Here is a 12357-nt window from a genome sequence, read left to right as displayed (position 1 = left end):
CTGCTATGAAAGGCAGTGGAAGCTGACGAGAAAGCCTATAGAAATACCCCCGCTGATAGCGGTATGAAAATAATAAAATAAAAGTAAAAAAAAAAAGAAAAAAGTAAAAAGTAAAAAGTAATGCACTTAAGGATTAAAATAGATGAATATTGCCAAGGTTGATCTCAATCTTTTGGTCTATCTCGATGTTCTACTTAGAGAAGGCAGTGTTACCCGAGCAGCAAATCAGCTGAGCATTACCCAACCCGCGATGAGCAATGGTCTGAAACGACTTAGAGATCTATTTAAAGATCCAATTTTAGTCAGAACCAGTGACGGAATGACGCCTACAAAGCGGGCACTGGAACTGCAGCCTATAATTCGAGACGTGTTATCAAAACTGGAAAGCTCAATTCAGCCAGAAACCGACTTTGATCCTGCTACCAGTAAACGCACATTCAGAATTATGACAAGCGACTATGCAGAAAGCACCTTGTTACTTGAGTTGGTTGGCAGATTGTCCAAGCTTGCACCTAATATTACTTTAGACCTGATCACACCTAGTGATGTCACTTTCCATGATGTAGAACAAGGAAAGGTAGACATGGCGATTAACCGATTTGAAGAGTTACCTCTCTCCTTCCATCAGAAAGTGCTGTGGTACGATTCGTTTAGTTGTGTACTCAGTGCCAATCATCCGTTGGCAGAAAAATGGGATTTAAATGCGTACCTTGAGGCCCAACATATCTGGGTAAGTAAAACTGGATTTGGTGTCGGGGTGGGCATTGATCCTAACGAGGTACAGAAACTGGGTTGGGTGGACGCGGAATTGACCAAAATTGGTAAACATCGAGATATCCGTGTCTTTACTCGTCATTATCATGCCGCGTTGCAGATAGCAAAAACACAGAATTTGATTGCCACCCTACCAACGAAAGTCGCCACTATCTTCAAAGACGACACCAGTGTTATTTTAAAAGAGCCGCCCTTTGACATACCACCTATTGCGCTGAAAATGGCATGGAGTGCACTGTTACACCACGATGCGGGGCATATATGGTTGCGCAGGCTGATTGCGGATGTCGCTGCGGAGATGAATACTTTTTAACATTATTCATCAATTGAATAGCTAGGATAATAGCCATAAATTAAAATTAGTTAGCTAAAGTGTATACACTGGGAAAGTAAATTTATTTATTGAGGTGTATATGCAGAAGTATGTTCAGGAGGGGCAATTAAAAGTTGCCCAGTCGCTCCATCAATTTATCAATGACCACGCATTACCCGGCTCACAAGTGGGACAAGCGCACTTCTGGGCAGCATTTGAAGACATTCTTCGCCAATTTACCTCACAAAACAAAAAGTTGTTAACTACTCGTGAGTCCCTTCAGCAGCAAATAGATGACTATCATAAAGCTAATCGCCCTACCACAGGTGAAGAATATAAAGGCTTTTTGGAAGAGATAGGTTATCTGGTGGACGCACCTGATGAATGTACCATAGCTACCTCTAAAGTAGATGATGAAGTCGCGCGAATGGCTGGACCTCAGTTAGTCGTCCCCATTAATAACGCCCGTTATGCACTTAACGCCTGTAATGCCCGCTGGGGCAGTTTATATGATGCCTTATACGGTACCGATATCATTGCGCAAACCGATGGCGCAGAAAAGGGAAGTGATTATAATCCGGTGAGAGGGAAAAAAGTCACTGATAAAGCGAAAGAGTGGTTAGATGTGATGCTCCCACTCGCCACCGGTAGTCACAAGGAGGCTACTGCCTACATCATTGAAAATGACAACTTATTTATCCAGCTGGCCAATCAGAATTCTACTCAGTTGGCGAACGTTGAACAATGGCAAGGATTTACTGGAGACCTCCCAGAACCATCTTCATTACTGTTTCGGCATCACGGCCTGCATGTAGAAATTCAGTTCGATTCAGATCACCCTGTGGGCCAAACCGATCCTGCGAATATTAAAGACATTCTGCTAGAGGCTGCCATTTCCACTATTATGGACTGCGAAGATTCGGTGGCAGCGGTCGATGCCGAAGATAAAGTAGTGGTGTACAGCAATTGGCTTGGTTTAATGAAAGGCACGCTTTCCACCGATTTGCAAAAAGGGGGAAACACGCTAACCAGAACCATGCACGAAGATAAAACGTTTACGCCTTCCCCTTTTAGTCAGAATAGTGTGACAGGGTCATTGACGTTACCAGGCAGAAGTCTGATGTTCGTCAGAAATGTCGGATTGCACATGTTCTGCGATGCTGTTCTGTTCAACAATGAACCGGTTCCTGAAGGCATCTTGGATGGTGTAATTACGGCATTGATTGGAAAGCATGACTTGCTGGGAAACGGTAAATATACGAATTCGCAGAAAGGAAGCATTTATATCGTCAAACCGAAAATGCACGGGCCAGAAGAAGTTGCCTTTACTGACGCCCTCTTCGCTTCAATAGAGGGGGCTCTTAGCCTTGAACACTATACACTTAAAATGGGTATTATGGATGAGGAGCGGCGTACATCCGTCAATTTAAAAGCCTGTATTGCCCAGGCAGCTAACAGAGTTGTGTTTATCAATACCGGTTTTTTGGATAGAACCGGAGATGAAATCCATACCTCCATGCACGCTGGCCCCTTTGCTGATAAATCGGCATTAAAAGTAATGCCGTGGATAAGTGCTTATGAGCGTTCTAATGTGGCTACCGGAATTGCCTGCGGCATGTCCGGTAAAGCGCAAATTGGAAAAGGAATGTGGCCCATCCCAGATGACATGACTTCGATGATGAAAACAAAGATTGCTCACCCTGAGGCGGGGGCCACAACCGCCTGGGTCCCCTCTCCTACTGCTGCCACCTTGCATGCGTTGCATTATCATCAGGTAAATGTCTTTGCAAGGCATACGAATATAGAAGATAGCAGTGACGCTGAGCGCAGCAAAATTTTATCCATCCCCTTACTGGAAAAAAAGCTGACACCAGAGCAAATTCAACACGAATTGGATAACAATGTGCAGGGCATCTTAGGCTATGTTGTCAGGTGGGTTCATATGGGTATAGGATGCTCAAAAGTACCAGATATCAATGATATCGGTTTGATGGAAGATCGGGCCACCTTGCGTATCTCGTCGCAGCACATCGCCAATTGGCTACTTCACGGTATAATCAGTGAGGATCAGGTTTATCAAAGCATGTTAAAAATGTCGACACTGGTAGATCAACAAAATTTACATGACCCAGATTATATTCCTATGGGTGCGGCGAAAGAAAATTCACAGGGTTTTCAAGCCGCTAAAAAATTAATTTTCGAAGGTCTGCAGCAACCGAATGGTTATACCGAATTTGTCTTACATGAAATGCGCAGAAAAATGAAAGCGCGCAATGAGTGAAAGCTTAATTAATGTCCGGTTCTTTTACATATACTTAAACAGCTTTTTATTTTTCCTTTAAAATCAATATATTAATATATGGCCCGCTTATTGCTAAAGGGATCCTGTACAACAAAAAGGGGATGATTAATATGTTAAAGAAAATTGTAGTTCGCAGTGTAGTAGGAATTTCCGCTGTACTTGCCCTTAGCGCGCAAGTAACACAAGCACAACCACTGGCAATGGCAATTGCCTCATGTAGCCTTAGTGATGTGACGTTAGAAGCCATCACCAATGTAGGCACTGGCGATCCAGCTCCTGGTAATGGTTTATTAAGCCAATCTTATGATGCCTCCGTGTGTATCAATAATGGCGACAATGATGATGCCGGCGGGAGAAATGAACCTGATCCTAACATTGGTCAATTAGGAGATGGTTACCTGAACGGGGAAGAACACCAAGGGTCGTCTTTTGATGCAGTGGCTAATGGTTTAATCACGGCATCTGATTTAGAAGACCTGGATAACAACGGTACATTCACTGACCCTGGTTATATCCATTTAGCTCACTTTGGTGAGAATGTCGTTGATGGCAAACTGGAGAGAACGTATTACTCCGATGTTGGCTTTGCAGGAAACACGTTTAATGTGGGTGACTTCTTGTCTATCGACTTTATGTGTGATCAGACTGACGAATGTAAATCTGGTACCTGGTCATTGAAACTGAGTGATGATCCAAATGTCATTGCTGATATCCAGGATGCTCTAGGCCGTCCAGCGATTTTTGACCAGTTGGTGTTCACCATCAAAGCAGGGGCTGAGCAAAGTGGCGCTGGTTTAGCAATTTATATGTTTGATTTCGATGACATCTTTGCAGTGGAAGATAACCCAGCACTAAATTTCACAACACCTTATGAGTTTTACGGTACATTCAGTACTGCAGGACTGCTAGATAAGGGAATTTCACATCTTAATGTGTGGGCCCGTGATCCTGTGTTAACTGGTGATGTTAGTACACCCGCTACTGCTGGTCTGTTAATGTTGTCTCTTTTTGCCCTTCGCAGAAAGCTTAGAAAATAGATCTTATTTACTAAACAGACGTATGAAGCCACTTGATATAAGTGGCTTTTTTCGTTTTCAGAGTTTACCTCTTAACGGAAGTAAGCTTTAATTAGCTACTTACCTCGCTTATCTCGTTTGCAGCAAATTAAGGGAAGTTTATGAGCAGTCATCCCGTTCACAAGAAACGCGTTTTATGGATCAATCACTTTGTCCCCTACCCCCCAAAAGGTGGGTTACTGATACGCACATACGGGCTTTTGGAAAAAGTATTGGTTGACCATGACGTTACCCTAATGTGTTTAGTCCAACCCCGTTTGCTAACCCCTTATTTTGAGTCCGTTGAGCAAGGCTTGGCTGAAGCGAAAAGATTTTTTGAAAGTAAAGGGGCGCAAATTCACTTTTTCACAATGGACAATGAAAAAACCAAGTGGCATCGCCTCACCACAGCAGGTCTGTCTCTTGCGTCGTCAAAGCCTTACTCAGTTAACTGGCTTCATAGCCGTGAACTGGCAAATGCCCTTAACCAAGTAGATTACGAAAATTTCGACTATATTCATGTGGATACAATGGGTTTGTTAGGTGATTTTGGAACTGCGTTGCCGGCAGACAAAACGGTCATCAATCATCATAATGCCGAGCATATCATGATGCAGCGTCGTGCAGAAAAAGAAACGCACTGGGCCAAAAAACACTACTATGCCATCGAAGCAAAAAAAATTGCCCAGTTTGACGCCCAGATGATGCGCCATTACCGTCACCACATCGTATGTTCCCCCGAAGACAAAGAAGCATTGAATCACTTACAGCCCGGTATGAATGTTGAGGTAGTACCAAATGGAGTGGCGTATAAAGAAAAGGTAACGCGCACCCCTCAGCAGGGTAAGTTATTATTTATCGGCGGGCTGGACTGGTATCCCAATCACGATGCGATCACTTTTCTTCTGGAAGCAATTTGTCCATTGATTCGTCAACATAATATAGCTGTGCACATCGATATTATCGGAAAAAATCCAGCGGCCTCGGTCAGCAACCTGGCCAGCCAATATGAGTTTGTGACCATCCATGGTTATGTGGACGACATTGATATTTTTTACCAGAACGCTCAGGCGTTTTTGTGCCCGTTACGAGATGGTGGTGGTACCAAGCTTAAAGTGCTCGATGCAATGAATTATGGGTTACCCGTTATTGGCTCGGATATAGCGTTTGAAGGGATATCAGTCACTCATATGGAAAGTGGCTTTGTGGTAAATTCGACTGAAGCGATTTTCGCCGCCATCTGTGATCTAGTGGACGGCAATGTCGATGCAGAGTCTGTGGGTCAAAAAGGAAGACAATTAATTGCGCAAAAATATGACGCTAAAACGATTTCACAGAACTATTCTTGCTCAATAAAGGAACATAATTAAGTTGCCAGAAGAGAAGAACTGGTGCTAGTGTCGTTATCAGGATATATTCACTGAACGCTATCGTTCACTCACCAAAAATGAATAAAAAGAAGTACGTATAAAATAGTGTTTCGATGAGCTGATCGAATTAATGCAACATCAAATTAGTGAAACGTGGAATTAACGCTATACTTTTTAAGCAGTAACGGTAGCAATCTGAGGACGCAGTAGTAAAAGAATGGTTTCTAAAGATAAAATGCTTGGCTCGTTATCACGTAAATTGAAAACCAGCAGCATCGGCAAACTCTATAAAAGCTATCGCCAGTATGGCGAGTCGAAATATATTGCCCGCCATTTTTCCAGTTACCTTCAACCCGTTATTGCCTCTTCTGGTGAATTAGAAGAGATTTCTTATCGGATCCGTCATAATGTCTATTGTGATGAGTTAAAGTTCGAAGACGTCAGAGAATCGGGCATGGAAACGGATGAGTTCGATGCCTATTCGCTTCATTGTTTGATTAAGCATTCCACCACCGATGAATTTGCAGGAACAGTACGCTTAGTCCGTCCACTGGAAGAGGGACAGGAACTGCCGATTGAAAAGTATTGTATCTCTTCAATTAACAATGATTCATTAAACCCTCGCAATTTTAACCGTAAAAATATTTGTGAAATTTCCCGTCTTGCTGTACCCAGACGTTTTCGTCGACGGGAAATGGATAAGTACGATGGGGCCGCGGTGGGTGTTATTAACCAGCAAACCTATTCGGAAATAGAACTTCGCTGCTTTCCGTTTATTGCCGTAGGTCTATACTTTGCCGCAGCGGCCACCGCGATCGAACGTGGGGTGCAGCATGCTTATGTTATGATGGAGCCACGCCTGGCCCGAAGCATGAGTTTTGTGGGGATTAAATTCGAGCAAATAGGGCCGGTTATTGACTATCACGGTCGTCGCGCACCCTACTATATTAATCAACCTCTATTGCAAAACAGCTTGAAACCTAACTTTGCAAAAATGCTTCATCAAATTCGTGAACAAATCAGGAAGCAAGACTAATCAGATGTACTATACCTGATAGTACTCTCGATACCATTTTACTAGCTCACTGACTCCGGTACTTATTGGTATAGAAGGCTTGTAACCCGTTGCCTCTTGCAGCAGTGTGACATCCGCATAAGTATCAGGCACATCGCCAGGTTGCATTGGCAGCATTTCTTTTTCAGCTTCGACACCCAGTTCATTTTCAAGCGTTTCGATAAAACTTAATAAATGAACAGGCGTTTGCGCCCCAATATTATATACCCGATAAGGAGCCTTGCTGCTTGCCGGATCAGGCTCTTGCCCTTGCCAGTCGGAATTAGCTTGAGCAACATTATCTAACGCATGTACCACCCCCGCCACGATATCATCAATATAGGTAAAGTCCCGTCGATGATTACCGTAATTGAACACTTTGATAGGTTCACCAGCCAGGATAGCCCGCGTAAACTTCATCGGTGCCATGTCGGGGCGGCCCCACGGGCCATATACTGTGAAGAAGCGTAGGCCTGTTGTAGGTAGCTGATAAAGATGACTGTAAGTATGCGCCATTAACTCATTAGACTTTTTGCTGGCGGCATAAAGACTAACGGGATGATCAACATTATGACGTTCGGAAAATGGCATCTCCTCATTGGCGCCATAAACCGAACTGGAAGAAGCGTACACCAAATGTTCAACGTTATTGTGCCGGCACCCCTCGAGGATATTCATGAACCCCACTATATTGGAATCAATATAAGCGTGCGGATTCTCAATTGAATAACGCACCCCAGCTTGAGCAGCCAGATGCACCACGCGATCGAATTCCTGCGCTTTGAATAACGTTTCCATTTTATCTCGATTTTCAACTCCCATTTCCACAAACTGAAATTTATCAGCTGGAAAATTTTCCTGGATGGAGTTGAGACGAGCCTGTTTTAGTGACACATCATAATAATCATTTAAGTTATCAATGCCGATTACCGTATCATTTCGAGAGAGTAATTTTTTGCAAACGGCGGCGCCGATAAAACCCGCAGCGCCAGTAACCAGAATATGCATACGATTCCTTAGAGTCGTTCGTCAACGATCTTCTTGTCGAAGATATATTTCAGGTCAAATACTAACGCACCATCTTTCTTAAGCTCCGCCAAACCTTGTGCGCCTAAAGCTTTGAACTCGTTATGGCCTACCGCAGCAATGACAACGTCGTACTTACCTGAAACGGGAGTTTCTACCAAATCAAGATTGTACTCATGTTTGACTTCATCCGCTCTTGCCCACGGATCCCAGATATCAAGATTGACATTGTAATCCTGTAACTCGTGCGCAATATCGACAATTTTTGAATTGCGAATATCGTGACAATTTTCTTTAAAGGTAATGCCGAGCAACAATACATTTGAGCCACTCACCTTAATGTCTTTTTTGATCATCGCCTTTATCAGGCGATTAACCACATATTCACCCATTCTGTCATTAATACGGCGACCAGCTAAAATAACATCGGGATGATGACCCACCTCTTCGGCCTTGTGCACCAAGTAGTATGGGTCAATGCCGATACAATGGCCACCTACCAATCCAGGTCTGAAGGGTAAAAAGTTCCATTTGCTTCCTGCAGCTTCCAACACTTCTTCCGTATCAATACCAATGCGTTCAAATATCATGACGAACTCATTGATTAACGCGATATTCAGGTCTCGCTGGGTATTTTCGATAACTTTGGATGCCTCTGCGACCTTAATTGACGATGCTTTGTGGGTACCTGCCGTAATCACCGACTTATACAAATTATCTACACGCTCTGCAACTTCAGGGGTGCTGCCTGAGGTGACTTTAACAATACTGGCAAGCTTACGGGTTTTATCGCCTGGATTAATCCGTTCAGGGCTATAACCCGCGAAAAAATCTTGATTTAACTTTTTCCCGGACACTTTCTCAATGACAGGTAAACACACTTCTTCTGTGGCGCCAGGAAACACAGTGGACTCGTACACGACAACAGTACCAGATTGGATATATTTACCGATGGTTTCGCTTGCCTTGATGAGTGGAGTGAAATCGGGTTGTTTATTCTGATAGATAGGCGTCGGGACAGTTACTATAATGACATCACATTCACTGAGTGCATCCGGTTCGGCAGAAAAAGACAAATATGTAGCCGCAGCGAGTTCATCTTTTGTCACCTCTTCGGTTAAGTCATCCCCTTCTTGAAGTTGCTTAATTCTTTTTTGGTTAACATCAAAACCCAGTGTGGCATCATTTCGACCAAACGCGACCGCAAGCGGTAATCCCACATAGCCCAAACCGACTATACCAATTTTTTTAAAATCATGTGCCATATCATTAACTACCAAGAAGAATGTTTAGTGATTTTTGTTAACTATAAAAACTGCCAAAGATAATGTCATAGTTTATCCGGGATGGAAAATCATTAACGTACTAAGCGCAGTATTTTTGTTTAACACTTAACGAATTTAAAGATTAAAAGATCACAGGGTGGGTAAACAAACTAAGATATATCACAAACCTTCGATGCCAAGGTTATACTAGACCGATTGTGAGTGAGACTGCGTAAAAATTAGTAAATGAAGTGACCTGGCATCAGTTGTATACTTTGCAAAACGCTTAAAACGTTGTGACTGTCAAAAAATTTAACACCTCATTTTTTGGTGGTTACGCGATGATTAGATTACGTAATACATATTAGTGAGGAGCTCCATGTTTAACTATCACAAGGCCTTTTCGCGTAACATAGGTTGGGTAACGCAGGAAGAGCAAGAAATACTGCGTAAGGCGCGCGTAGCGGTAGCGGGTGCGGGTGGCGTAGGAAGCTTACACATGTTAACCCTGGCCCGGATGGGAATTGGTGCACTCAATATATCTGACTTCGATCAATATGATATTCACAACTTTAACCGTCAGTTTGGTGCGTTTATGTCTACGCTTGACCGGGATAAGTGTCAGGTAATGGATGAAATGGTAAAAGATATTAATCCTGAAATGCAGGTAAACTCCTTCCCCACGGGGATAAACGAATCCAATGTGGACGACTTTTTAAAGGATGTTGATCTTTATATTGATAGCCTGGATTTCTTTGCCTTGGCAGCGCGCAAACTCGTTTTTAAACGCTGTTATGAACTGGGCATACCTGTTGTTACCGCAGCACCACTAGGCTTAGGGTGTGCGTTACTATGTTTTATGCCTGGGCAAATGACTTACGAAGAATACTTTAGATTCGAAGATAAAAAGACTGAAGAAGAACAACTTATTCAATTTCTTATCGGCCTATCCCCCGCAATGCTTCAGCGTAGTTATCTGGTTGATGATTCCACTGTCGATTTTCAGGCGCAAAAAGGCCCGTCTACCGTGATGGCGGTAAATCTATGCGCTGGTATGGCTGAGTCATATGCCCTGAAAATACTATTAAGGCGAGGGCCTGTGGTGAGTGCCCCCTATGGAATCCACTTTGATGCCTATCGTAACAAGATGGTAAAAACCTGGCGACCAATGGGCAATCGAGGGTTAATGGCAAAAATCATGTTTAAAATTGCCAAACGAATCGCGCTCAATCCAAAATAATGTCGGCTTTTTTTACAAAACCAGAATTTCAAAAAAAGATCAACTTTTTTTTATTAGCATTTTCATACACTTAATCATTTGGCATGAGCTATGCACCACTTTAAGCGGGGCGTAAAGCAAACAAATTTTTCGTAAGAAGAAAAGGAATCGAAAGAGTATGAAAAAGTTAAATCTAATCGCAGCAGCAACTGTTTTAACTGCAAGCACTTCAGCTTACGCTGATCCAGTATTAATTGAACAATGGTCATTCATAAACGAAGCGGGTTTTTCTAATTGGACGACGGTTGGTTCTGGAACAAATTCACTTGAAGCATCGGGTGACAGCTCAGATGGTGGCACGTCTATTTTATCTACCGGCGCGCTCCCTGATAACCTTTGTTGGGGTGATCCCGTTAATGCCAACAACGACCAAAGCTGTCTGAGTATCAACTCTCCGGTTAGCAATGAGACCACTCAGAGTTGGGACGAAGATGGTATGATGGTAGATATCAACGGAGGCGCTCCGCAAGGGAATGCGATGACCGTGGCCATCGGCGGTGATTACACAACTGCATTCAAACAGGGAACTGCAGTACGTCACAATAATTTCCCGATTACTGGTGAAATGTTAGACACCGTTAGCATTCGTGATGGTCTAAGACTCGAAGCAGTTGCGCCAGAGGGTGTAGTAGTCAACGCGCCTGAGCTTGAATTCATGGTAGATTTTTGGGAAACGCCTAATGGTGGCCTAGACGCTGATGGTACTTGTCCGTTTGGACCTCCTTCTCGTACACCTGGTTCAGTTAATGAAAACGGCTGTTCAGACATCTTTAAAATTGTTGGTTTCGATGGTGCAGGTGATCTCAACATCGTAGATTCTGGCGAAGGGTTTATCGACTTTTCAGTTAAATTCACTGTTACTGGCGTAGATGCCTCTGAGTATCACAGAAATTACGAGCTAATCACTCGCTTGAGTGGTCTAGATGTTACTTTTGATGACGAAGGCGTAGGCTTTGTTACCCGTGAAAACGGTGTGAACATTCTTAACGCACAATTCGCAGTTCGTGCTATCGACGCGCCAGAGCCTTCAACACTTGCTGTATTTGCGGTGAGCTTACTAGGCCTTGCTGGTTTCTCTCGCAGAAAGTTTAAATAATCGCTTCTAACTAATAAAAGCCGCCATCATGGCGGCTTTTTTGTTTATTCGATTTATTGAATCATAGTAAACAATCAGTTGGGAAGTTTTTAAGGCTTACTTGTATCAATTTACCAACTGCCTGTGTTATTTTTACTTTAAGAGTAAACAAATTTTGATAAGTCGCTTGGCGAGCATTATTTAAGGAAGTACAGGCGTGACTAATAAAACTAAAGTTTTTTGTATTGGCTTTCACAAGACGGGAACTTCAAGCTTTACTGTTGCAATGCGAAAGCTCGGGTATTCGGTAACGGGACCAGATGGTGTAACAGACAAAAACATTGCCGAAAATGTCTTAAAATTGGCAATGGAAAGAGCCGAGAAATTTGATGCCTTTCAGGATAACCCCTGGCCAATAATCTATAAAGAAGTCGATAAAGCGTTTCCAGGTAGTAAATTTGTGCTTAGCGTTCGTGATCCACAAGCATGGGTGAAGAGCCTGGTTAACCATTTCGGTAAAAAAAGCACACCGATGAGAGAGTGGATTTATGGAAAAGGCTGTCCAAAAGGCAATGAAGAGTTATATCTAAATCGCTTTAATCAACATAACGCTGAAGTCATTGAATATTTTAGCGACAGACCCAATGATTTATTAATTATGAATTTTACCGAGGGTGATGGATGGGAAAAGCTCTGTCCTTTCTTAGGTAAAGCGATTCCTCGTGAGCCATTTCCCAATGTTAATAGGGCTAGCGAACGCAGTCGCTTCAATATAAACAATATTAAACTCAAGGCTAAAAGTTTTATATCTCGTTAAATAAAATACAACTTCTCGAACTGTTAA

At 42.9% G+C, this 12357-nt stretch carries 10 protein-coding genes; 8 read left to right on the top strand and 2 right to left on the bottom strand.

The genetic code is table 11. The features are described from left to right. Window positions 1-142 precede the first annotated feature (142 nt). The 5 genes from OPS25_RS02030 (at window position 143) to OPS25_RS02010 (ending at window position 6850) form a co-directional block, all read left to right on the top strand. Window positions 143-1087 (top strand): LysR family transcriptional regulator, encoded by a 945-nt coding sequence (locus OPS25_RS02030; protein WP_265615980.1) that lies wholly within the window; start codon window positions 143-145, stop codon window positions 1085-1087. 100 nt (window positions 1088-1187) lie between these two features. After that, window positions 1188-3368, top strand: coding sequence for a malate synthase G (locus tag OPS25_RS02025; RefSeq protein ID WP_265615979.1), 2181 nt, complete (start codon window positions 1188-1190; stop codon window positions 3366-3368). A 131-nt stretch (window positions 3369-3499) separates the two neighbouring features. Continuing rightward, window positions 3500-4426, top strand: a complete 927-nt coding sequence (locus tag OPS25_RS02020; protein ID WP_265615978.1) for a hypothetical protein — start codon at window positions 3500-3502, stop codon at window positions 4424-4426. Window positions 4427-4566: 140 nt separating this feature from the next. After that, the gene (locus OPS25_RS02015; protein ID WP_265615977.1) at window positions 4567-5814 is read left to right on the top strand and encodes a glycosyltransferase family 4 protein; all 1248 of its coding nucleotides are present in this window, start codon (window positions 4567-4569) and stop codon (window positions 5812-5814) included. A 217-nt stretch (window positions 5815-6031) separates the two neighbouring features. Next, window positions 6032-6850, top strand: coding sequence for a PEP-CTERM/exosortase system-associated acyltransferase (locus tag OPS25_RS02010; RefSeq protein ID WP_265615976.1), 819 nt, complete (start codon window positions 6032-6034; stop codon window positions 6848-6850). 9 nt (window positions 6851-6859) lie between these two features. On the opposite strand, the gene OPS25_RS02005 is transcribed toward OPS25_RS02010, so the two are convergent. Further along, window positions 6860-7876 carry an NAD-dependent epimerase gene (locus tag OPS25_RS02005; protein ID WP_265615975.1) on the bottom strand — a complete coding sequence of 339 codons (1017 nt, stop codon included), beginning with the start codon at window positions 7874-7876 and terminating at the stop codon, window positions 6860-6862. An 8-nt stretch (window positions 7877-7884) separates the two neighbouring features. Then, entirely contained in the window at window positions 7885-9159 is a 1275-nt protein-coding gene (locus OPS25_RS02000) for a nucleotide sugar dehydrogenase (RefSeq protein WP_265615974.1), read from the bottom strand. 379 nt (window positions 9160-9538) lie between these two features. Between OPS25_RS02000 and OPS25_RS01995 the strand changes: the two genes are divergently transcribed. The 3 genes from OPS25_RS01995 to OPS25_RS01985 all read left to right on the top strand — a co-directional run bounded on the left by OPS25_RS01995 (window position 9539) and on the right by OPS25_RS01985 (window position 12330). Then, window positions 9539-10399, top strand: a complete 861-nt coding sequence (locus OPS25_RS01995) for a ThiF family adenylyltransferase (protein WP_265615973.1) — start codon at window positions 9539-9541, stop codon at window positions 10397-10399. Between the two features lie 157 nt (window positions 10400-10556). Then, window positions 10557-11534, top strand: coding sequence for a THxN family PEP-CTERM protein (locus OPS25_RS01990; RefSeq protein WP_265615972.1), 978 nt, complete (start codon window positions 10557-10559; stop codon window positions 11532-11534). A 196-nt stretch (window positions 11535-11730) separates the two neighbouring features. Further along, entirely contained in the window at window positions 11731-12330 is a 600-nt protein-coding gene (locus OPS25_RS01985) for a sulfotransferase family protein (protein WP_265615971.1), read from the top strand. Window positions 12331-12357 lie beyond the last annotated feature (27 nt).

Origin of the sequence: Alteromonas aquimaris (genome assembly GCF_026183695.1) — a bacterium.
Lineage (GTDB): Bacteria > Pseudomonadota > Gammaproteobacteria > Enterobacterales > Alteromonadaceae > Alteromonas > Alteromonas aquimaris.
This window is presented reverse-complemented; position numbering and strand designations above follow the sequence as displayed.